The following is a 21814-nucleotide window of genomic DNA, read 5'->3' as shown; positions in this document are numbered from 1 at the left end:
GCTGACACCCGACGCCGTCTCTCGCTGCCACCGCGGCCCGGAACGCTGAGGGGAGTCCCGTGAGGTTCCCTGCCGACCCCGCGTGGATCTCGCGGTCGCGCCGCGCCGTCACGCGTGAGGCGCAGGAGGCGGGCGCGTCGGGCCACGCGCTGCGGATCGTGGCGCTGCTGACGTCCGAGGCGGTGGCCAACGCGGTCGTCCACGGGCCGTCCGACGGCGAGGTCAGCGTCGACGTGCTGGCCCACGACGGCGTGCTGCGGGTCGGCGTCCACGACCAGAGCACGCGCCTGCCGGTGCGGCGCGAGGTGCAGGTGACCGCCCACGGCGGCCGTGGCGTGATGCTCATCGACCGGCTCTCGCGGCGCTGGGGCGTGGACCGGGACCCCGACGGCAAGACGGTGTGGTTCGAGGTCAGCCTCTAGCCCTCCGACCGCCCGTGCCTCTCGCCGCCGGACGCGCTGCCGCCTGGCGCGCGCGCTCAGGCGCCCCGGGCGGCGCGCGTGTGTCGCACGCGCGACAGGTGCGTCGTGCGGCTGAGCAGCACCCCGCGTCGTCGTTCGAGCTCGTCGAGCGCCGCCAGCAGCCGGTCGCCCGCGCGCTGTCGCTCGATGCCCGACACCGCCCACATCCGCGTCGTCGCGGCGTCGCGGACCAGCTCGCGCAGCTCGGTCGTCCCCATCCTCGTCAGGTCACGCATGGGTTCCCCCGTCCCCACGACGGCGGGTGCCCGCCCCGCCGTACCACCGCCAGCCTGGCACGGACTCCGGTCCGTGTACACGTCTGCGGTCGCACGGGCCGTGACAGTTCTTCACCCGCGCTGTGACGTGCGCGACGTCCCGGACCCCTCAAGATCAGGTTGTGGGCGTCCGATAGTCCGGCGATGCATCAGAGCACATGGGACCGCACCCGGGACGCCGTGACCGTCGACGGGCGCTCGAGCGACCGGACGGGGACGAGATGAGCGCACGCGTCGGCAGGCTGCCGGCCACGCTGCCCTGGCTCATCCTGGCGCTCGGCGCCGGCGTCACGCTCGTGCTGCCGGGGACGGACGCCGACGCGCCGACCCGCACGGCCCTCGTCGTCACGCTGACCGTGTTCTTCCTGGTCCTGCTCGCGCGGCTGGCCGTCGCCGCGCGGCGGGACCCGCACCGACGCCCGGCGCTCGGGTTCCTCGGCGTGGCCGTCGCGACGTGGGCGGTCGGGAGCGCGACGGTGAGCGCCGTCCAGACGGTGGCCGAGGTGACCTTCCCGGCCCCGGGCGAGGTGCTCTGCCTGGCCTCGTACCTCGGGATGGCCGCCTTCCTCCTGCTCGACGCGCGGCACCGTCCGACCACGACGGCGGCGATCTGGCTCGAGGCCGCCGTCGTGTGCGGCGCCAGCGTCTGCCTCGCCGCGTTCGTCGTCCTGACGCCGCTCTCCGGCGTGTTCGCCGCGGCCGACCTCTCGCTCCTGCTCGCGATCCTGTTCCCGCTGATCAACGTGCTCCTCGCGGCGCTGACGCTGGCCCAGGTGCTCCTGCGGCAGCGGGAGTGGTCGCGGGCGACCGTCGGGCTCATCGCCGGCTTCCTGGGCCTGGCCGTCGCCGACAGCACGTTCATCGTGGCCATCATGTCCACCCGGACGTACACGACCAGCCTGGCGACCGCCGCCCTGTGGGGGGCGAGCTTCGGCCTGGTGGTCGGTGCCGCCGCGACACGCCGGGTGGCGACGGTCACGACGTCGCCGCGGCCGGCCACCGGGCACCTCATGCTGGCCGGCGCCGCGCTGGCGGTGGCGGTACTGGTGCTGAACCCGGCGGGCCTCGTCGGGTGGTGCCTCAAGAGCTTCGCGATCGCCACGCTCGTCTGCGCCGGCGCCCGCACGGTCCTGGCCCTGCGCGAGGCGCAGGGCGCCGCCGAGGCCCTGCGGCTCTCGCTCACCGACGAGCTCACGGGCCTGCCCAACCGGCGGGCGCTGCTGGCCGCCGCCGACGAGGCGCTCGAGCAGGGTCGTCCCGTCGGGGTGATGCTGCTCGACGTCGACGCCTTCAAGGACATCAACGACAGCCTGGGGCACGCGGTGGGCGACGACGTGCTCGTCACGCTCGCCGACCGGCTGCGCGCAGCGCTCGACCCCCGGTTGATGGTCGCCCGCCTCGGCGGTGACGAGTTCGCCGTCCTTGCCCCGTGCGACGACGTGCTCGCGCTGTTCGAGGTGGGGGAACGGGTGCGGGGCGCCATCCAGGCGCCGCTGCGCGTCGACGCGATGGATCTCACGCTCGACGCGTCGGTGGGCATCGCCGTGCACGAGCCGGACGGCGGCTCGGCCACCGAGCTGCTCCGCCGGGCGGACATCGCGATGTACGAGGCGAAGCAGACCGCGTGCGGCGTCCTGCTGTTCGACTCCTCGCAGGACGGTGTCGCGGCGCACCGGCTGCGCCAGGGCGAGGCGCTGCGCTCCGGGCTCGCGGGCGACGAGCTCGTGGTCTGGTACCAGCCCCAGGTGGACGCCCGGACGCGGCAGGTGGTCGCGGTGGAGGCGCTCGTGCGGTGGTCCCACCCGACCGAGGGGCTGCTGCTCCCGGTCTCGTTCCTGCCCGACGCCCGCCGGTCGGGTCTCATGCCCGCCCTCACCGAGACGGTGATGCGCCGGGTCATCGCGGACGCCCAGCGCTGGTACGCGGCCGGCCTCGGTATGCGCGTCGCGATGAACTGGGCGCCGCCAGAGCTGGTCGGGGGCCAGCTGCTGCCGCGGCTGTTCTCCGCGCTCGCGGCGTCGGGCCTGCCGTCGGACCGCCTCATCGTGGAGGTCACCGAGGACTCGTTCCTGGCGGACCCGGAGCGGGCCCGTGCCGCGCTGCACGAGCTGCGCACGCACGGCGTCCAGGTCTCGATCGACGACTACGGCACGGGCTTCTCGTCCCTGGCGTACCTGCGGGACCTCCCGGTGCAGGAGCTCAAGATGGACCGCTCCTTCGTGCGGGCGGTCGCGACGGACGAGCGCAGCCGCATGATCGTCCAGTCGACGACGCAGATGGCCCGCGCGCTCGGCATGCGCCTGGTCGCCGAGGGTGTCGAGGACGAGCAGGCCGCCGCGCAGCTCCTCCCGATCGGCGTCGACGTCCTGCAGGGCTACCACATCGCCCGTCCGATGCCCGCCGCCGACGTGGAGCGCTGGGTGCGCGAGTGGGACGCGGCGGCGACCGCCGTCCCGCACCCGTGGGGCCAGGCGGACCGCTGAGGGCGTCGCCGTGGTCGCGTCGGCCCCGCGGGCCCGACGCGACGACGGCGTCGGGCCGCGGTGGGTCACGCCATGAGCGGCTCCGCGGTGAGCGGGTCGAGCAGGGCCCGCTCCGGCGACGCCGAACGGTCGCGCCGCAGCCGGAACTCGGTCAGCGGCGGCACGTCGACGCCGTCGAGCCCGACGCCGAGCGTGACGAGCCGGTACGCGTCGGGCAGATCGCGCCGCTGGGCGTCGAGCGTCGAGGCGCACATCGTGTAGACCGGGGTGCTCGCCGCCGAGCCGAGGTACGGCGCGGTGCGGGTGCCGGGCAGGGCGCGGCTCGTCAGGCCGACCGCGGTCAGCATGCGCCGGACGCGCTCGTCGAGCACGGCGACGTAGGCGGACATGCCGTTGGCGCGGCACACGTTGATCAGCCCGTGGTAGAGCGCCACCCCGAGGTGCTGGCTCAGGGCCTTGGTGTCGCGGCGCACGCCCAGGGTAGCGATCTCCCAGGTCGTCGACAGGTCGAGCCCGGCCGCGGCGGCCGCACGCCTCCCGTCGACCCCCCAGGGCTCGCGGTCGAGCTCGACGAGCGTCTTGAGGCCCGCGGCGCCCCCCGGGGCCAGGAGCCGGACCGCGCCGATCACGTCGTCGTCGGCCGCGAGGACGAGGAACGCCGAGTCGTCGTCGTACGGGCCGTACTCCAGGTCGAGCTCCTCGCGGGTGTTGCCGTACCAGGCGGAGAAGACCTCGGCCTCGCACGCGAGCGCCGACTCCCGCAGGTCGCCGGTGACGTCGAAGTGGAGCGCCAGGTGCGGTGCCATCAGAACTCCTTGTGGACGACCGTCGTCGCGTCGAAGAACTCGCGGGTGTAGGTCACGACGGCGTCGACGGAGAACGGCTTGCAGGCGTAGATGTCGACGCTGAAGAACAGGTCGGGCTCGTCCCAGGCGTAGAAGTGCGCGCCGGACGTCTCCCAGTGGATCCACCCGGCCCAGCCGTACAGCGGCGACTGGTGCGTCGCCGGCTCCATGAGGGCGACCATGTCGATCTCCTTCGAGAGCCGCGAGAGGTACGCGGAGATGGCCTCCGCCGTGATCGGCTCGCGGCACAGGCCCTCGACGACGAGACGCTGGCGGCAGATGGTGGGGGCAAGGTCGAGCACTGTGACTCCTCGGTCGGGGTGGATGTGCTCCGAGTATCGGGCGGTCGGTGATCATCGCCCGGTTTCGTCGTCACCCGAACGGCCCTTGTCATCGCTGCTCTGTCACGTGGGGTCATGTCGGTGCGCCGCGAGTGGGACGATCGTCCGATGAGCGAGCAGAGTCGACGCCACGTGTCCCTCCGGCGCGAGGGCCAGGGGGTGTACGTCGCGAGCAACGACCGCGGCGGCGTCGTGCGGATGGGCGGCGGCGACGGGACGGACTTCACGCCCGTGGAGCTGCTCCTCGCGGCGGTCGCCGGGTGCAGCGCCGTCGACGTCGACGCCGTGACGGCTCGCCGGGCGACGCCCGAGACGTTCACGGCCGACGTCGAGGCGCTCAAGGTGCGCGACGAGACCGGCAACCGCCTCACGGACGTCCGGGTGACGTTCACGGTCACGTTCCCCGAGGGCGAGGCAGGGGACGCGGCGCGCGCGATCCTGCCGCGCGCCCTGGCGACGTCGCACGATCGCACCTGCACGGTGTCGCGAACGATCGAGGCGGGCACACCGGTGACGGTGCGGCTCGCGGGGGCGTGACGCCGCCCTGAGGCTGCGGAGGGCTCGCGCCTACCCGGCGAGCAGCACGAGCACGACGACGCCCGCCCCGCACCCGGCGGTCACCGTCGCGAGCAGCAGCAGGAGGCCCGCCCCGGGTAGGCCCGCCCCGGGCAGGCCCGGGGAGCCGGCGACGCCGCTGAGGGCGGCGCTGGTGCGCCGGTCCCGACGTGCCGCGCCGACGGCCAGGGCGAACCCGCCGAGGGCTCCGAGGGCCGCGACGACCACGGCGGAGGCCCGGAGCTCCGGAGCCAGCAGCCGCACGGCGACCAGGGGTCCGACCATGAGGGTGAGCGACGTGCGCCGCCACGCCAGCGCGGTCCGCTCGGGCTGCAGCCCCGGGTCGAAGGGGACGTGCCGCGCGCCGCCCCTCACGCGACGAGGACGCCGACGCCGAGCAGCGCCACGGCCAGCAGGATCCCGACCGTGAGCGGTGCGGCGAGGAGCGACGCGGGCAGGGGCCGGTCGTGGCGGATCGCCCGCTCGACGCGCACCCACCCGAACCACGCCTGCACCGGTGTCGCGGCGCCCATCGCGAGGAAGAGGAGCGCGGCCGCCCGGCGCAGCCCCGGCTCCATCGGCAGGGGCAGGGCCTCGAGGGCGATGCCGACGGCCAGCAGGGCGAGGGAGGTCCGGATCCAGGCCAGGAACGTGCGTTCGTTGGCCAGGGAGAAGCGGACGTCCGGCTCCCTCCCACCGCCGTACACGGCGCGGGGGAACCGGCGTTCCGGGCCGCTCACCGTGCGGCCGCCGGTGCTCCCCGGTGCCCGAGGACCGCGCGGACGACGTTGGCACGGCCTGCGGGGTCCCGGGTGCCGGCGCCGACGCCCACGGCGACCGTGACCATGGTGGGCACCGGCCCCCAGCCGGGGGCAAGCGCGCGCAGCAGGGCCATCCCGGTCGGTGTCGCGAGCTCGCCCAGTGCGCCGCCGCCGGACCCCTCGTGGTCGCCCGGGGGTCTCGCCAGGTCCCCGGAGGTGGTCGGCCAGCCGAGGGCCAGCTGCGCCACGGCCGGCACGGGCACCGGCATGCGGCCGTGGGCGCCGTCCACGTGGCCGCTGCCCACCGCCACGGGCGTGCCGACGACCTCGGTGACGCCGAGCAGGCGCAGCGCCTCGCAGGTCCCGACCACGTCCGCGATCGCGTCCAGGGCCCCGACCTCGTGGAAGTGCACCGACGCCGGGTCGACGCCGTGGACGTGACCCTCCGCCTCGGCGAGCCGCCGGAAGACGGCCGACGCGAGGGCGCGGGTCTCGGCGTGCAGCGGTGCCGCCTCGAGGTGCTCCTCGACGGCGGCCCAGGTGCGGTGGGGCGGGTCCGGCACGAGCACGTCGACGTCGACCTTCGTCGCACGCTGGCCGCCGCGTGTCACCGGCCGCACGGAGAGCCGGACGGAGCCGGGGGTGACGGCGTCGACCGCCGCCTGCACCGACGCGAGCGGTGCGCCCGCGTCCAGCAGGGCGCCGAGCAGCATGTCGCCCGCGATCCCCGCGGAGGCGTCGAGCCACAGCGTCCGGCCCACGGCCGTGTCCGGTGCCGCGGTGTCCGGTGCAGCGGCGGCCGGTGGTGTCGCGGGCGCCGCGATCTGCGCGGCGAGGTGGCCCGCGCCGTACCCGTTGTCGATGTTGACGACCGCGACGCCCGGCGCGCACGACGTGAGCATGGTGAGCAGGGGCGCGAGACCGCCGAAGGCGGCGCCGTAGCCGACCGACGTCGGGACGGCCACCACGGGGGCGCTGACCAGTCCCGCGATCACGCCGGGCAGGGCGCCGTCCATCCCCGCAACGACGACGATCGCGGCGGCTGAGCGCAGCAGCTCGAGCCGGTCCAGCACCCGGTGCAGGCCGGCGACGCCGATGTCCACGACCAGCTCGGTCGGTCGGCCCGAGGACGAGGCGACGAGCGCCGCCTCCGTCGCGACAGGGAGGTCCGAGGTGCCCGCGCACGCCACGACCACGAGGCCGCCGCTGACCTCGGGCGGTGCCGCCGGCCAGATCACCAGGCGGGGCACGGGCTCGTACCGCGCGTCGGGCAGCTCGGCGAGCACGGCGGCGGCCCGTGCGTCGTCGACCCGTGTGAAGACCGTCGGGAGGCGGTCGGGGCCGCGCTCGCGCAGGGCGCGCGCGATCCTGCCGAGCTGCTCCGGTGTCTTGGCGTCGGCGAGGACGGCCTCCGGGTAGCCGCGGCGCCGGAGGCGGTCGTGGTCGAGGTGGGCCACGCCGCTCAGGTCATCGCGGTCCACGGCTGACCTCGACCAGGGGCAGGGTGAAGGCGCCGGACTGGATACCGGCCAGGTCGACGGTGACGAACCGGAATCCGACCGCGCGCACCGCCGCGACCAGCTCGCCTCGCACGTCGGGCGCGACGAGTCGTCCGAGGTCCGCGGCGGGGACCTCGATGCGCGCGACCTCCCCGTGATGGCGCACGCGGCAGTCGGCGAAACCGAGCCGCAGCACGGCGTCCTCGGCCGCCTCCGCCTGCCGCAGGCGCTCGGGAGTGACCTCGACGCCGTGCGGGATCCGCGAGGCGAGGCAGGGCGCGGCCGGCTTCTCGGCGACCGTCAGGCCCAGGCGGCGCGCAACCGCGCGCACCTCCGCCTTCGTCACGCCGGCATCAGCGAGCGGCCGCAGCACGGCGTGGGCGCTCGCGGCGCGCGACCCGGGTCGGTCGGGCCGCAGCACGTCGTCCGCGTTCTCGCCGTAGGCGACGGCGGCCAGACGCAGGCGCGCGACGAGGTCGTCGTCGATGCGTGTGAAGAGCTCGTCCTTGCAGTGGAAGCAGCGGTCGGCCGCGTTGGCGCGGTACGCCGGGTTGGCCATCTCGTGGGTGGGGACCTCGACGACCTGCACCCCGAGCCCTGCCGCGGTGGCGTGCGCGAGCGTGCGCTCACGCCGCGCCAGCGACGGCGAGACGCCGAGCAGCGCGCGCACCGCCCCCGCGCCGAAGGCACGTGCGGCGACGGCGACCACGACCGCGGAGTCGACGCCCCCGGAGTACGCGACGCCGAGGGGGGAACCGGGGGAGAACGCGGGTCGGCCGTCGGCACCGGTGCGGGCCAGCGCGGTGACGATCCGCTGCTCGACCGCCTCCGCGGAGGTCTCCTCCGGCTCGCGCGCGGCGAGGTCGCCGCGGGCGGCGGGTGGGGCCATGCGGACCACGTCATCCTCCTGCCTGGTGCCCGGGCACCGTTCCGTAGAGGATACTGCATGCAACATGCACAGACTGCCGAAGGAGCCCGCATGAAGGTCGACCTCGAGTACGGCCACGGGACCATGACGGCGGAGCTGCCGGACGACACCGACGTGTTCGTGCCGGGGGAGACCGTCGCGGACCCGGCGTTCCTCCCGGACCCGATCGGTGCCACCCGCGCCGCCCTGCGCGCGCCGCTGGGTCTCCCGCCGATCGGCGAGCAGGCGGGTCCCGGCTCGCGCGTCGTCATCGTCTTCCCCGACCGCGTGAAGGGAGGGGAGCACGCGACCTCGCACCGGCGCGTCGCGATCCGCCTCGTGCTCGACGAGCTGGAGGCGGCCGGGGTGGCGCCCGGCGACATCCTGCTGCTGTGCTCCAACGGGCTGCACGCCAAGAACACCGAGGCGGAGCTGCGGGGCATCCTCGGCCCGGACCTCTACGCCGAGTTCTCCGGCGGCCGCCTCGTCAACCACGACAGCGAGGACGAGGCGAACCTCGTCGACCTCGGCCGCACGGCCCAGGGGGACCCGGTCATCGTGAACCGTGCCGTGTTCGAAGCCGACGTCGTCGTGATGATCGGGCACACCCTCGGCAACCCGTACGGCGGCTACTCCGGTGCGTACAAGCACATCGCGACGGGCATCACCCACTGGCGCTGCATCGCCGCGCACCACGTCCCCAAGGTCATGCACCGGCCGGACTTCACGCCCGTGAGCCATCGCTCGCTGATGCGCAGCAAGTTCGAGCAGATCGGGCGCCACATCGAGGAGCGGATGGGACGCAGGCTCTTCTGCGTCGACGCGGTGCTGGACACGCGCGCGCGGCAGATCGCGGTGCACGCGGGCGACGCGGAGAGCGTGCAACGCGCGTCGTGGCCCGTCGCGGACCGGCGGACCTTCGTGCCGTTCGCCGAGCAGAAGTACGACGTGATGGTGTTCGGCCTGCCGCAGTCGTTCCACTACGGCGACGGCATGGGCACCAACCCGCTCATGATCATGCAGGCCATCTCGGCCCAGGTCGTGCGGCACAAGCGCGTCCTGGCCGACAACTGCGTCATCATCGCGTCCTCGATCTGCGACGGCTGGTTCCACGACGAGCTGTTCACGGGCTACCGCGCGATCTACGACATGTTCCAGACGAACGGCAACCAGCAGCTCCCCGACGTCAACGCCTACGCGGAGCTGCTGGCTACCGACGCGGAGCTGATCCGCCGCTACCGCTTCGGCTACGGGTTCCACCCGTTCCACGGGTTCTCGATGATCAGTTCCGGTCACATCGCCGAGATGAACACGTCGGCCGTGTACCTCGTGGGCGCGCGCGAGCCGGGGTACGCGCGAGGCATGGGGATGAAGACCCGGGCGACGTTCGAGGAGGCCCTCGCGGACGCGAAGCGCAAGTACGTCGGCCCGCAGCCGCGGGTCCTCGCGCTGCCCCGCGCCTTCCGGACGGCGGCCGTGCACCTGTGCCTCAAGGACGGTCCGGAGGCCCTCGCCCAGGCATCCCGCCATGATGTGCCGACCACCGACACGAGAGGACCCGCGTCATGACCACACCCACCGGCGGTGCAACCCGACCGGCGGGCACCGCCGGCGGCGCCCGCGTCGGCGTGGTCGGACTCGGGGCGATGGGGCTGCCCATCGCCCGCGTCCTGGACGGCGTTCTCGCCTACGACCCGGATCCGGGGGCGCGCGACCGTGCCGCCACCGCCGGCGTCGCGCTGGCGCAGGACCTCGCCGACCTCGTGGACCGCTGCGACGTGGTCGTGCTCTCGCTGCCGACGCCGGACGTCGTCGCCGACGTCGTCGCGCAGGTCGCGGCGTCGCGGCGGCCCGCCCCGACGGTCCTCGACACGAGCACGATCGACCCCGCCACCGCGCGGCGCAGCGACGAGCTGCTCCGCGCGGCGGGCGGCCGCTACGCCGACTGCCCGGTCCTCGGGCGGCCCGAGGCGGTGGGCCGCTGGACGCTGGCGGTCGGCGGGGACGAGGACGTCCTGGAGACGGCGCGACGGGCTCTCGCGCCCGTGGCGGCACGGATCCTGCTCGCCGGCCCGGTCGGTGCGGGACAGACGATCAAGCTGCTCAACAACCTCATGCTCGGCACCATCAACGCCGCCACGGCGGAGGTGCTGCTCCTGGCCGAGGCGGCGGGCGTCGACCCTGGCATGTTCGTGGACACGCTACTGGACTCCGGGGCGGCGTCGGTGAGCGGGCTCTTCCGAGACGTCGCGCCGCGCGCGGTGGCGGGCGACTTCAGCCCGACGTTCTCGCTGCACCTGATGCACAAGGACAACGGCCTCGCGCTCCGTCTCGCCGACAGCCTCGGCGTGCCGCTCGCCGTCGGCCCGGCGGCCCAGCACCTCAACACCATGGCGCTGGCCGCGGGGCACGGGCACGAGGACTCGATCGCGGTGCTGAGGGTGCTCGAGGAGATCACGGGCCGCACCGCGAGGCGGCACTGAGCTCGTCCGTCGTCGGTCGGCGCGGCGTCGGTCCGACCCGCGCCGACCGGCCTAGGTCCCGGCCGGACGGTCCGGGACGGCGAACCGGGCTGCGATGTCGTGCCGGATACGCACGATGTGCGCCCGCGCCGCCTGCTCCGCCTCGTCCGGTCGCCGGTCGACGACCGCCTGCAGGATGGCGTGGTGCTCCTTGATCGCCTGATGCGACCAGTTCGCCGGGTCGCCGCCGAGCATGGCGACCGCGATCTTGCCCTGGACCCGGTCGAGCGACGTATGGAGCTCGCTGTTGTGCGCCGCCGCCCGCAGCGCGGCGTGGAACGCGAGGTCGAGCGGGACGTGCTGGTCCGAGGCGCCCCCGGCGAGCGCCTCCGCGTGGCGGTCGTACGCCTCGCGCAGGGTCTCGATCTCCTCGGGGGTGCCGCGCTCGGCCGCGAGACGCGCGGACAGTCCCTCGAGCACCTCGCGCACCTCGTAGAGCGGCAGCAGCTCGGACGGGTCCAGCACGGCGACGACCGCGCCGCGGTGCGGCTCCTCGGTCGCCAGACCGTCCTGCACGAGGCGCTGGACCGCCTCGCGCACGGGGCTCCGGCTCACCGCGAGCTGCTGGGCGAGCTGGGGCACGCTGAGCCGGCTCCCGGGGGCGAGGCCGCCCTCGAGGATGGCGCCGCGCAGCGTGGCGTAGACGGTGTCCGCCACGCGGGCCACCTGCGGGAGAGGGGTGAGGGAGCTCATCGCCGGGCACGTCCTGTCTCGGTGGCTGTGCGGGCTGGTGAGCACGACACTAGCGGGCGCCCCGCAGGACGAACCGGCCCCCGCATCAGTGCGCGCCGCCGCTCACGTGGCGGTGCTCGACGCCCAGGAGGCTCGCCACGGCGGCAACGTCGGCCGACCGGTGACCGAGCGCGAGCGCCCAGTGGTGCCCGACGCCGGAGGCGCTCCACGCGTCGACCCACTCGCCGGGGTCGCACCCGAAGGCCACGCGCGACGTCGTGTTCCCGATCGCCAGCAGCGGGCCCGGCACGACCTCGCCCTCGCTCGTGAGGAAGGTGAGCCGGCCGTCGCGCTCCTGGCCCAGGCCGACTGTCGTCACCGGACCCGGTCGGACGTCGAACTCGACCGACACGCCCCAGCCCCGCTTGCCGTGGAAGACCCCGAGCCCGCGCAGCAGCGGCTGCTGCGCGCTCACGGCCAGGTGCGCCGGCCCGTCGTGCCCCATCTCGACGACGTCGTCGTGGAAGTTGAGCGCCTGGATCTCGGTGAACGACCCGCCCGCGCCGAGCGCCTGGGTCGCGAGCATGGCGACGCTGGTGCGCAGCTCGTACTCCCCGGCGGCGGGGATGCCGCGCGCGGTCAGGAGCGAGGCGCCGAGGATCATGCCGGCGCCGAGCCGCTCGTGCTGCTCGCCCTCGAGGCCCCGGTGGTAGTAGGCCAGGGAGTCGAGGTCGAAGTCGGCGACCAGCCGGTCGAGCCCGACGGAGACCCGTGCCGCCCACTCCAGATCCACCGGGTCGACGGAGGCGTCCAGCTCGAACAGCTCGTGGGCCAGCCGGAGGCGCGCCGCGAGCTCGTCGTCGCGCACCTGCGCGACCCGCACCCGCAGGTCGTCGATCTCGAGCACCTCGACGTGCGAGCCGAGCTGGGTGGGCAGGAGCGTGAGGTCGGTCGCGACGTCGAGCATCCCGGGGTAGAGGTGGCCGAGCAGGCCGTGGCGCGCGGTGCGCAGGCGCGCGCGGACGCCGGCCGCGCGGACCCAGCGGTCGATGCGGGTCCACGCGCGCTCGCTGCGCAGGTGGCCGGACACGGAGCGGAATTCGATCCCCGCCCGCCGGAAGACGTTGCCGACCTCGGGCACCGAGCACTGGCTGCAGTAGGCCAGCCACTGCCCGGTGTCGAAGGTCGCGTGGTCCATGGCCTCGGTCGGCTGCAGGTCGATGACCAGCACCGGCGCACCGCTGCGCTGGGCGACCGGCAGCACCATCGAGGACGTGAGGTAGGTGGTGAGGAAGAGGACGATCAGGTCGCAGTCCGCCACGCGGAGCGTCTCGGCCGCGGCCGCGCCCTCCTGCGCGTCGGAGACGAACCCCGCGTCGACGACGTCGACGTCGAGGCCCTCGAAGCGCTCGGCGACGTACCGGGCGGACTGCTGCAGCTGGGGGAGCAGTCCCGGGAACTGCGGCCAGTAGGTGCCGAGACCGCCGGACACGAGGCCGATGCGGGGCCGACGCCGGCGGAACGGGACGAGCTCGTCGAGCGGTGCGGTGGTCATGCGGCTCCTCGTGGTGCTGCGGCGGGTGACGGTGCGCTCGGCAGGGTCACGGTCCCGTTCCTCGGCGCGAAGTTCATCGAGCGGGTCCGACGGGCGGGTCGGGCCACACCGAGGCCGCCCGGAAGTAGCGCCATCCCTGCGCCTCCCACAGCGGCACCTGCCCGGCCAGGCGCCCACGGAAGTCCTGCCAGGGGCGCGGCGCGGTCGACCACGCCTTCTCGGCGACCCCGGCGAGGCGGGGGAGCAGCATGAACTGCAGCTCCGCCACGGAGGCGACGGTCTCGGTCCACATGGCCGCCTCCACGCCGACGACCTGGTCGGCGGGCAGGTCCGGCACGACCGTCGCCGGGTCCCACGCGTAGTACTCCTCGACGGTCATCGGCTCGTACAGGCGCAGGCCGAGGGCGTCGCGCAGGGCGACATCCTCCGGGTCCGTGGACACGTCGGCGTACGGCCGGTCGAGGTACGCGACCGTGGCGGGCGAGACGATCACCCGGTTGCCGTCCCGCCGCATGCGGTCGACGTCGGCCCGCCCGGCGGCGACGAGCAGGGCGAGCTGCGCCGCGTCCGGGAGCCCGAGCGCGCGGCGCATCTCGGCCGTGCCCTCGGCATCGGTCCGGGAGCTGTCGCGCCAGTGCTGCAGCAGCGGGTCGCCCCCGAGGCCGCCCCGCGACAGCTCCTGCCAGCCGACCAGGCGCCGCCCTCGGAGGTCGACCTCGGCGGTGAAGCGCGACCAGAACGTGGCGTACTCTTCGGCGCCCATCCCGAAGGCCTCGTCCCCACCGAGGTGGAGGTACGGGCCCGGGGTCAGGTCGACCAGGGTATCGACGACCTGCTGGAGGAAGACGAACGTCTCCGGCTGCCGGTGGTCGAGGTGCAGGTGGGAGGCGTACCCGCCCGGCTCGCCGTGGCCGCGCCCCAGGTGGGGGTAGGCCCGCAGGACGGCGCCGCTGTGCCCGGGGATGTCGACCTCCGGCACCACGCGCACGAACCGGTCGGCCGCGTACCGGACGATCTCGCGCAGCTCCGCCGTGGAGTAGAAGCCGCCCGGGCGGCCCGCGTAGGCCGTGCCGGCGCTCGTCCGCGTCAGCTCGGGGCGGCCGGGCACCTCGAGGCGCCAGCCCTGGTCGTCGGTCAGGTGCAGGTGCAGCACGTTGAGCTTGTAGAGCGTCATGAGGTCGATGACCGCCATCACCTCGGCCACGGTGAAGAACGTGCGCACGACGTCGAGCGACAGCCCGCGCCAGCCGTAGCGAGGCCCGTCCTGGATCTCGGCGACGTCCGGGCGGGCGATGCCGTCGACGCCGCCGGCCGCGGCGAGCAGCTGCCGCAGGGTGGTCAGCGCCCGGAAGGCTCCCTCGGGTCCGGCCGCGTGCACCTCGACGCCGGTGCGGTCCACCCGCAGCCGGTACCGCTCGTCGGCGACCTCGCCGTCCGGCCCCAGCGGGGGCAGCGCCGGGAGCCCGTCGGTCGTGCCGGACTCGCGGGGGACCAGCCGGAGCGGGAGGCCGTCGCCCCGCAGGGGCAGGTCGGCGAGGGCGGGCAGGTCCGCGCACCGTCCGGACCAGTGCTCGTCCCAGGAGGCGTCGGGAGACAGGGCGGCGACCTCGAGCCGCCCCGGCGCCGGCTCGACGCGGGTCGGCCACGGGACCAGGCTCATCGCGTCACGCTCCCGGTGGGGTACGGCTCCGCGACGGCGAACTTCCCGGCCCCGAGGTCGTGCGCGGCCCCGGACGGCATCACGACGCGGCCGGGCAGCCCCGGCGGCAGCTCACCGCTGACCGTGATCGCCCCGTCGGTGACCCGCCAGGCGGCCCGGATGGTCCCCGCGGGCGAGTCGTAGTGCCCGGACGCGTGCCGGAGGTCGCCGCAGGGCGCGGGCTGGATGAGGGCCCGGGTGAAGCCCGGCTCGTCGCCGTCGCGACGGATCCCCACCACGTGCTCGGACAGCCAGGACACGATCGCGCCGTTCATGAAGTGGTTCTGGCTGAACCCGAAGGTCGGCCCGTCCCAGGTCTCGGTGAGGCTGGTGGCGCCGTGCTTGAGCATGTACCCATAGCTGGGCCGGTCGGAGACCTGCGTCGTGGCGAACAGCGTCTCGTGCCGCCCGCCCGCCCCCAGGTGCCGGACCAGCGCCGCCATCGCGACCTCGCCGACGTCGAGGTAGTAGCCGTCGGCCACGATGCGCCGCTCGATGCGGTCGAGCAGCGCGTCGTGCTCCGCCTCGGTGACGAGGCCGGCGTCGAGCACGAGGATCTCCTCCGCGATCGAGCCCTCACCGAAGCCACCGTCCGCGCGGGCGAACTCGGCGTGGAACCGCGCAGCCCCCGTCGCGGCCCGCTCGCGCCAGAGCCCGGCGCGTTCCGGCCGGTCCACCACGTCGGCGACCTGGGCCGCGACGGTGAGCAGCTTGACCAGCGTCGCGGTGGAGACCAGGGGCACGTAGCGGAACTTCTTGACCGACGCACCGTTGAAGTCGCCGAGCCCTTCCAGGAGGAGCCCGTCGACGGTGGCCGACCACAGGTACTCCAGGTACGCGTCCATCGCCCCGAACGCCCGGTGGAGCACCTCGGTGTCACCGAACTCGCGGTGCAGGGCCCAGGGCAGGAGCACGACGGCGCCGCCCCAGTTCGGGTCGCCGCGCCACGGGTCGGGGAACTCGTGCCACTCGGGGACGTAGAGGCCGATGCTGCCGTCCGGGCGCTGCGCCTCGACGACGAGGTCGACGGTGTGGTCGAGGATCGGGCGCACGGCGTAGGTCCGGACCAGCACGTCGAAGACCAGGTGCACCTGCTCGATGTACCCCAGCTTCTCGCGCTGCGGGCAGTCGGTCATCACCGAGAACATGTTCGAGCGGATCGCCCGGCGCGTGATCCGCTCGATCGCGTCGATCTGCGCGTTGGAGGTGCTCAGCGAGCCCGAGGCCGGCGCGTCGGCCGCCAGGACCAGCACGCTGACGTCCTGCGGCTTCGGAGCCTGCGCCAGACCCGTGACCTCGAGGTAGCGCAGGCCGTTGTACATGCCGAGCGGTCGCCAGGTCGCGGGCTCGGCCGCCGTGCGCACGCGGTGGTAGACGGGCCCCCACCCCTGCGTGCGCACGTCGACGGAGCCGTCGGGGAGCAGGAGCTCGGCGGGCCGGAGCCGGACCTCGGCGGCCGCGGGCAGGGACAGGCTCGGCCACCCCGCGACGTTGACGCCGAAGTCGACCACGTACGTCCCGGGCGCGGGTTCGGTGACGGCGACAGCGGGCACGTGCTCGACGACCCGCACGGGCAGGCTGCGCTGCGCGACGGCCACCACGCCGTCGGGAACCCGGGCGGGCACGGCGGACTGCCACGCGCGGATGCCCGCGGGGGAGTCGTCGGGCTCGAGGGCGGCGTCGTAGTCCTCGCCGCCTACCCAGTTCGAGACAGTCGTCGCACCGGGCACCGCGCCCCAGGTCGCGTCGGTCGTGACGGTCCTGCGGCTGCCGTCGGCGTGCACGAGGCGGAGCTGCGCAGCCGCGGCGACGTCGCCGAGGTCCTGCTCGACCTTCGTCCACCGGTCGTCCGTGCGCACGGAGCGGTACATGCCGCCGGCGAGGTCGAGCCGCACGGTGTTCGCCCCCGGCCGCAGGTGAGCCAGGACGTCGTGCTCGACCACCTCGACGCGGCGCCGGTAGTCGGTGTACCCCGGCTGGAGCGCCGCGTCGCCGACGTCCTCGCCGTTGACCCGCGCCCGGAAGACGCCGAGGCACGCGACCGCGAGGTGCGCCGCGACGACGTCGTCGCCGATCTCGACGACGGTCCCCAGGACCGGCAGGCCCGTGCCGTCCTCGTGGTGGCGGGCCTCGGTGATCCACTCGCCGAGCTCCTGGGTGAACGCCATCGCCGAACCTCTCCTCGCTGGTGCGCCGCGGCGGTCGCCGCGGCAGGGTCGTCCGGTGGGCGCCACGCGTGCGACGCCCACCGGCCCGGCCTGCTTCCGCGGCTACTTCTGCGCCGCCGCCTGCATGTCGGCGGTCACCGACTCAGCGGTCGACGAGCCAACGAGCATCCCCTGCGCGCCCGCCTGGAGGGCTGCCTGGACCTCGGGGTTGGGCCACGACACGTCGGGCGCCGGCGTGGTGCGGCCCTCGGCCTGGAACTGCTGGAAGACCGCCACCTCGACGGGCGCCTCGAAGTTCTCCGCGCCGATGGTCGGCACCGCGCCGGCCTGCAGCTCGGCCAGCATCGAGAGCTGCTCGACCTCGCTCATCCAGTTCACGAACGCCATGGCGAGCTCGGGGTTCTTCGCGTCGGCGTTGACGCCCATGGTGGAGCTGAGCGACGCGGGGAGCGTCGTCTCGTCGGGGTCGTCCGTCGCGGGCAGGGGGACCATCTCGAAGACCGTGCCCTCCTCGGCGTTCTTCTGGATCTCCGAGAGAAGCGCGCCGACCTGGACCGCCGCGAGGGCCTCGCCCTTGCCGAGCATGACGTAGGACGCCGGACCGTCCGTGCCGGTCGGGTTCTGCTGGAAGCAGCCGGCGTCGATCATCTCGCCGTACTTCTCCATGACCGTGACCCACTCGCTGTCCGTGAAGTCGTTCTCCGTGCCCACGCCGGCCTCGAACTCGGGGTCCTTGCTGTCGACCAGCGTCGAGGCGAGCGCGTACGGGATCAGCTGCGAGATCCACGCCATGTTCGCGCCGAGCACGTAGGCCGGCAGGCCGGCGTCCTGGGCGTCGGCGCAGAAGTCGAGCACCTCGCTCCAGGTGGTCGGCGGCGTCAGGCCCGCCGCCTCCATCGCCGTCTGGTTGTAGATGGCGCCGATGCCGAAGGCCGTGGAGGGGAAGCCGTAGACCTTGTCCTCGTAGCTGAGGAAGGACCGGTACGGCTCCTCGAGCTGGTCCGCCCACGGGGCGTCGGAGAGGTCGGCGAGATAGCCGTTCTCGGCCAGGACGCCCACCGAGGTCGGCGAGCCGGCCCCCGGGTTGAGGTAGAGCACGTCGGGGGCGTTGCCGGCGGACAGCTGCGTCGAGAGCAGCTGCTGCGCGTTCTCGTTGCCCGCGACGTACGTGACGTTGACGGTCGTGCCCTCGTGCGACTCCTCGAACGCGGCGATCAGGGGCTCGGTCTGCACCTTGGTCCACGGCGAGAGGAAGGACAGCTCGCCGCTGACCTCGCCGCCCTCGGACCCGCCGCCGGTCTCCGGTGCCTCGGGCTCCTCCGCGGCCGAGCTGCACGCCGTCAGGGACATCAGTGCCAGTGCGGCCACGACGAGCGGGGCCAGCCTGCGGTGCTCCATTGCAGTGTCCTTTCGTTGTCTCCGCGCCACCGTCCGGTGGTCGCGGTCGCTCTGCCGTCCCCGTGCGTCACGTTCTGCCCGGGCGGGGGGATGCGAGGTCCTAGCCCTTGAGCCCGCCCGCGAACCCGCCGATGACCTGCTTCTGCAGCAGCGCGAAGGCGATCAGGACGGGGATGGAGGCGAGGAGCAGGCCGGAGAACACGACCTGCCACTCCGTGACGTACTCGCCCACGAAGGACGTGATCGCGACCGTCACGGTCTGCTCCCCGCTGCCGGCCAGGTAGAGCAGGGGGGTGAAGAAGTCGTTGTACATGGCGATGCCGTTGAGGATCGCGATGGTGAGGGTGATCGGCCGCAGCAGCGGGAAGACCACGTACCGGAAGGTCTGGAAGGGGCCGCAGCCCTCGATCTGCGCCGACTCCTCGAACTCGCCGGGCAGCGCCCGCAGGAAGAGCGTGTACAGGAAGATGGAGAAGGGCAGGTAGATCGAGGAGTAGACGACGACGAGGCCCCACGGCGACCCGATCAGTCCCAGGTCGCGGATCATCGTGTAGAGGGGCAGGGCGGCGAGCTGGAGCGGGAGCATGAGGCCGCCGAGGAAGACGACGGACCAGGCGCTAGAGAACCAGCCGGTGCCGCGCACGAGGTAGTAGCTCGCCATCGCCGAGACGGCGATGACGATCACGCTGCTCACGACGGTGACGAGGATGCTGGTCACCAGGGCCTTGGCGAGGCCGCCGTCGACCCACGCCGTGACGACGCCGTCGAACGATGGCGGGACGCTGGGCTCGAGCGCGGAGCTCGTGGTCCCCTCCTGCCGGAACGCCACGTTGACCAGGAGGTAGAACGGCACCGCGAAGAGCAGCGCGACCACGATCATGACGGCCTCGAGGACGCCGGTGCGGAACGTGTAGCGGGATCTCATGCGCTTCGCTGCCTCCGGAGCAGGGTGAACTGGATGGCCGTGAGGACGGCGATGACGACGCTGAGGACCACGGCCAGGGCCGCGCCGTAGCCGTAGTTGCCGAACTTGAACGCCTCCTGGACCAGGAGGGTGGAGATCGTCTGGGTCTGGTTCGCGGGCCCCCCGCCGGTCAGGACGTACACCTCGTCGAAGACGCGGAGACCGGCGATCATGGTCAGGACCATGTTGATCGTCACGGCGTGGGACAGGTACGGCAGGGTGACGCTGAAGAAGGTGCGCACGGGGCCTGCACCGTCGAGGCTCGCGGCCTCGAGGACGTCCGGCGGGACGCCCTGCAGCCCCGCCAGGTAGATCACCATGGTCGAGCCGACGGACTGCCAGGCGATCACGAAGATGATCACGGCCAGCCCGAGGCTCGGGGTGCCGAGCCAGTTGGGCGGCGTGTCGACGCCCACGACCGCCAGGACCTCGTTGACCGGCCCGTCGGGCGCGACGATGTACTTGAACGTGTACCCGAGCACGACGGGCGAGAGGACCGCGGGGGCGAAGAAGACGGTCCGCAGGACGAGCCGGGACTTGATCTTCGTGTTCAGGGCCAGCGCGAGCAGCATGCCGGCCACGTTCTGGATGACGACCAGCGCGAAGGCGATGATGAAGGTCCGGGTGACGGCCCCCAGCCCGTCGGGCGCGGTGAAGATCGAGACGAAGTTGTCCAGCCCGACGAACTCGCGCTCCGGGCTGAGGCCGTTCCAGTCGGTGAAGGAGATGGAGACGCCCTCGATGCTGGCGCGGACGGTCAGCGCCAGGAAGAGGACGATCGCGGGGGCGGCGAACCACCACGGGACGTAGGAGCCCCGTCGGCGGCCGCGCCGAGGGCGGTGCGGCTCCGTGGGGGTCGGCGCAGGGCGCGTCGCGCGACGCCGGGTCGCGGCGGTGCCGGGCTCAGACACGGGCCCACCCACGCTCGCCGGCCTGGTCGGGGGCTGCTGCCGAACCGAGGGGCGGTGCCGCGTCCGAGCCACCCAGCCGGGCAGCTCCGAGCGCCGCGACCGGGTAGTCGGGCGGCACCAGGCGGATGCGCGCGGACAGCGCCAGCGACGCCGCGAACGGCGACGCCGCCGACTCCTGCGCGTCGAGCTGCGTCAGCAGCTGCAGAAGCGGTGCGCCGAGGTTCGCGAGACCGCCGCCGAGCAGCACGAGCTCCGCGTCCACGGTCAGGACGACGAGCCGAGCAGCGGCCAGGACCCCGGAAGCAAAGCTCCGGGCGGCGGCTGCCGCCGCGGCGTCGCCCCGCGCCGCGGCTGCCAGCATGAGCGCCGCGGGGTGGTCGCCGGCGACCGGCCACGACCGCGCGATCGCGAGTCCTGAGGCGACCGTCTCCAGGCAGCCGCGCAGTCCGCACGCGCACGGCGCGCCGGCCGGGTCGACGACGAGGTGGCCGATCTCCCCGGCGACGCCCGTGGCCCCTCGCCACAGCGCGCCGTCCAGCACGAACCCGGCGGCCAGTCCCGTGCCGAGGTTGAGGTACGCCACGCAGCGGCAGCCGCCGCCGAAGGCGTCGTAGGCGGCCACGGCCGCGGCGTTGACGTCGTTCTCCACGTACGTCGGAGCGCCCAGGCGCTCGGTGAGCACCGCACGGAGGTCCAGTGCAGTGATCCCCAGGTTGACCGCGTCGCGCACCACGCCGGTCGCCGCGTCGACCGCGCCGGGCATGCCCACGCCGAGCGACGCGACCGCGGCGAGGGGCGTCCCGGCATGCTCCAGGGCGGCCACCGCCGCCGCGACGATGCTCTCGACGACGGCGTCCGGTCCGTGCCCCGTGGGGCGTCGCGCCTGGCCGACGATCGTGCCCCGGGGGTCGAGGACCACGGCGAGCACCTTGGTCCCCCCGACGTCGACCCCGACGCGGACCGGCGCCCCGGCCCCGGCCTCCGGCGGCTCTGCCGAGGGCTTTCGTGAAACTACATGTTTCATGTCGGTAAGGATAGGTCCCTAACAATCCTTTGGGAAGGCGATTCCCGGGAGATCTCTCGCGGGCTGCCAGGCGCTCGGGCGGGGAGACGGGGCGGGCGGCCACCGTGGGCGCGCCCGCCCGGGCGAGGGTCAGGGCGCCGGCGTCAGGGGGCCGATGCGGACCGTCGTGAGCATGCCGATGTCCAGGCCCACCGCCGTGACGAGGCGCGCGGGCTGTCCGTGCGCCAGCTGGACGGCGAGCGAGGAGACGGGCTCCGACTCGGCGCCCGCGAGCTCCCCGGTCCACTCGAGTGCCGCGCGGGCCGAGCCGCCGGGAGGCAGCTCGACCGGGCGGGGGGTCGCGGCGCCGCCGTCAGCGGCCCGCTGCTCGGCGAGCAGCTCGAGGCGGTGGCCCCACGTCCCGCGCGCTCCCAGGCCGACGTACCCCGACACGGTGCAGGCGCCCTCGCCGGTGTTCGTGACGACGAGCGTCGCGTACCGGTGGCCGAGCGCGGCGTCGAACCCGGTCAGCTCGTACGTGACGGCGTTGCCGTCGCAGGTGGTCGCATCCTGCGGTCCGGTCGCTGTGACGCGGAGCAGCGCGTCGACGTCCGCCTGCGACAGCTCGTGGTCCGGGACGACGGGGGAGTCCGGCGCCTCGTCCCACCCGGGCGGGAGGTCGCCCTCGGTGGGTGGCGCCGCGGTCGCGGGGGGCCGTGCCGAGGGGGCGGGCGGGTCGCCGCTCGGGCCGCAGCCCGTGAGGGCGCCGAGCGCGAGGCCGGCGGCGCAGACGCC

Annotated in this window: 21 protein-coding genes; 5 read left to right on the top strand and 16 right to left on the bottom strand. The window is 74.2% G+C overall.

Features of this window, described 5'->3' with window-relative positions; all coding sequences use genetic code 11:
- The first annotated feature begins 59 nt into the window (after positions 1–59).
- Entirely contained in the window at positions 60–422 is a 363-nt protein-coding gene (locus IDM29_RS02385; RefSeq protein ID WP_182111258.1) for an ATP-binding protein, read from the top strand.
- A 56-nt stretch (positions 423–478) separates the two neighbouring features.
- Here IDM29_RS02385 and IDM29_RS02380 read toward each other — a convergent pair whose 3' ends face one another.
- The gene (locus IDM29_RS02380; RefSeq protein WP_182111257.1) at positions 479–697 is read right to left on the bottom strand and encodes a hypothetical protein; all 219 of its coding nucleotides are present in this window, start codon (positions 695–697) and stop codon (positions 479–481) included.
- A gap of 260 nt (positions 698–957) precedes the next feature.
- Here IDM29_RS02380 and IDM29_RS02375 point away from each other — a divergent pair, with 260 nt between their 5' ends.
- On the top strand, positions 958–3219 hold the full coding sequence (locus IDM29_RS02375) for a bifunctional diguanylate cyclase/phosphodiesterase (protein ID WP_182111256.1): 2262 nt from the start codon (positions 958–960) through the stop codon (positions 3217–3219).
- Between the two features lie 65 nt (positions 3220–3284).
- On the opposite strand, the gene IDM29_RS02370 is transcribed toward IDM29_RS02375, so the two are convergent.
- Both IDM29_RS02370 and IDM29_RS02365 read right to left on the bottom strand, forming a co-directional pair.
- Complete coding sequence (locus IDM29_RS02370) at positions 3285–4025, bottom strand: hypothetical protein (protein WP_182111255.1); 741 nt, start codon at positions 4023–4025, stop codon at positions 3285–3287.
- Positions 4025–4366, bottom strand: coding sequence for an S-adenosylmethionine decarboxylase (locus IDM29_RS02365; RefSeq protein WP_220457938.1), 342 nt, complete (start codon positions 4364–4366; stop codon positions 4025–4027). Before IDM29_RS02365 ends, IDM29_RS02370 begins: the two co-directional genes overlap by 1 nt.
- Positions 4367–4513: 147 nt before the next feature.
- Here IDM29_RS02365 and IDM29_RS02360 point away from each other — a divergent pair, with 147 nt between their 5' ends.
- Positions 4514–4942 (top strand): OsmC family protein, encoded by a 429-nt coding sequence (locus tag IDM29_RS02360; protein ID WP_182111254.1) that lies wholly within the window; start codon positions 4514–4516, stop codon positions 4940–4942.
- 30 nt (positions 4943–4972) lie between these two features.
- On the opposite strand, the gene IDM29_RS02355 is transcribed toward IDM29_RS02360, so the two are convergent.
- From IDM29_RS02355 to larE, 4 genes are read right to left on the bottom strand one after another with little or no spacing between them, the layout of a single operon-like run.
- Positions 4973–5335, bottom strand: a complete 363-nt coding sequence (locus IDM29_RS02355) for a DUF202 domain-containing protein (RefSeq protein WP_182111253.1) — start codon at positions 5333–5335, stop codon at positions 4973–4975.
- The gene (locus IDM29_RS02350) at positions 5332–5700 is read right to left on the bottom strand and encodes a YidH family protein (RefSeq protein WP_182111252.1); all 369 of its coding nucleotides are present in this window, start codon (positions 5698–5700) and stop codon (positions 5332–5334) included. Before IDM29_RS02350 ends, IDM29_RS02355 begins: the two co-directional genes overlap by 4 nt.
- Positions 5697–7202, bottom strand: coding sequence for a nickel pincer cofactor biosynthesis protein LarB (larB, locus tag IDM29_RS17580; protein ID WP_182111251.1), 1506 nt, complete (start codon positions 7200–7202; stop codon positions 5697–5699). The genes IDM29_RS02350 and larB overlap by 4 nt, the downstream gene beginning before the upstream one ends.
- On the bottom strand, positions 7189–8109 hold the full coding sequence (gene larE / locus IDM29_RS02340; RefSeq protein ID WP_182111250.1) for an ATP-dependent sacrificial sulfur transferase LarE: 921 nt from the start codon (positions 8107–8109) through the stop codon (positions 7189–7191). The genes larB and larE overlap by 14 nt, the downstream gene beginning before the upstream one ends.
- A 90-nt stretch (positions 8110–8199) precedes the next feature.
- Here larE and IDM29_RS02335 point away from each other — a divergent pair, with 90 nt between their 5' ends.
- Both IDM29_RS02335 and IDM29_RS02330 read left to right on the top strand, forming a co-directional pair.
- Positions 8200–9696 (top strand): lactate racemase domain-containing protein, encoded by a 1497-nt coding sequence (locus IDM29_RS02335; RefSeq protein WP_182111249.1) that lies wholly within the window; start codon positions 8200–8202, stop codon positions 9694–9696.
- The gene (locus tag IDM29_RS02330) at positions 9693–10610 is read left to right on the top strand and encodes an NAD(P)-dependent oxidoreductase (protein WP_182111248.1); all 918 of its coding nucleotides are present in this window, start codon (positions 9693–9695) and stop codon (positions 10608–10610) included. The genes IDM29_RS02335 and IDM29_RS02330 overlap by 4 nt, the downstream gene beginning before the upstream one ends.
- A gap of 51 nt (positions 10611–10661) precedes the next feature.
- On the opposite strand, the gene IDM29_RS02325 is transcribed toward IDM29_RS02330, so the two are convergent.
- From IDM29_RS02325 to IDM29_RS02285, 9 genes are all read right to left on the bottom strand, one after another.
- Positions 10662–11342 (bottom strand): GntR family transcriptional regulator, encoded by a 681-nt coding sequence (locus IDM29_RS02325; RefSeq protein ID WP_182111247.1) that lies wholly within the window; start codon positions 11340–11342, stop codon positions 10662–10664.
- Between the two features lie 85 nt (positions 11343–11427).
- Complete coding sequence (locus tag IDM29_RS02320) at positions 11428–12876, bottom strand: L-fucose/L-arabinose isomerase family protein (RefSeq protein WP_182111246.1); 1449 nt, start codon at positions 12874–12876, stop codon at positions 11428–11430.
- A 73-nt stretch (positions 12877–12949) separates the two neighbouring features.
- Complete coding sequence (locus tag IDM29_RS02315) at positions 12950–14536, bottom strand: beta-N-acetylhexosaminidase (protein ID WP_182111245.1); 1587 nt, start codon at positions 14534–14536, stop codon at positions 12950–12952.
- Positions 14533–16743 (bottom strand): family 78 glycoside hydrolase catalytic domain, encoded by a 2211-nt coding sequence (locus IDM29_RS02310; protein WP_182111244.1) that lies wholly within the window; start codon positions 16741–16743, stop codon positions 14533–14535. The genes IDM29_RS02315 and IDM29_RS02310 overlap by 4 nt, the downstream gene beginning before the upstream one ends.
- 102 nt (positions 16744–16845) lie before the next feature.
- Complete coding sequence (locus IDM29_RS02305) at positions 16846–18141, bottom strand: ABC transporter substrate-binding protein (protein ID WP_182111243.1); 1296 nt, start codon at positions 18139–18141, stop codon at positions 16846–16848.
- Positions 18142–18241: 100 nt separating this feature from the next.
- Positions 18242–19066, bottom strand: coding sequence for a carbohydrate ABC transporter permease (locus IDM29_RS02300; protein ID WP_182111242.1), 825 nt, complete (start codon positions 19064–19066; stop codon positions 18242–18244).
- Positions 19063–20016 (bottom strand): carbohydrate ABC transporter permease, encoded by a 954-nt coding sequence (locus IDM29_RS17575; protein WP_182111241.1) that lies wholly within the window; start codon positions 20014–20016, stop codon positions 19063–19065. The genes IDM29_RS02300 and IDM29_RS17575 overlap by 4 nt, the downstream gene beginning before the upstream one ends.
- Positions 20009–21040 (bottom strand): ROK family protein, encoded by a 1032-nt coding sequence (locus IDM29_RS02290; RefSeq protein WP_182111240.1) that lies wholly within the window; start codon positions 21038–21040, stop codon positions 20009–20011. The genes IDM29_RS17575 and IDM29_RS02290 overlap by 8 nt, the downstream gene beginning before the upstream one ends.
- A 129-nt stretch (positions 21041–21169) precedes the next feature.
- The coding region (locus IDM29_RS02285; RefSeq protein WP_188037154.1) for a DUF4232 domain-containing protein at positions 21170–21814 on the bottom strand (645 nt) is incomplete at its 5' end.

It is taken from the genome of Actinotalea sp. JY-7885 (assembly GCF_014525465.1).
Classification (GTDB): Bacteria; Actinomycetota; Actinomycetes; order Actinomycetales; family Cellulomonadaceae; genus Actinotalea.
The sequence above is the reverse complement of the archived record's forward strand: the minus strand, read 5'-3'. Positions and strand labels throughout refer to the sequence as shown.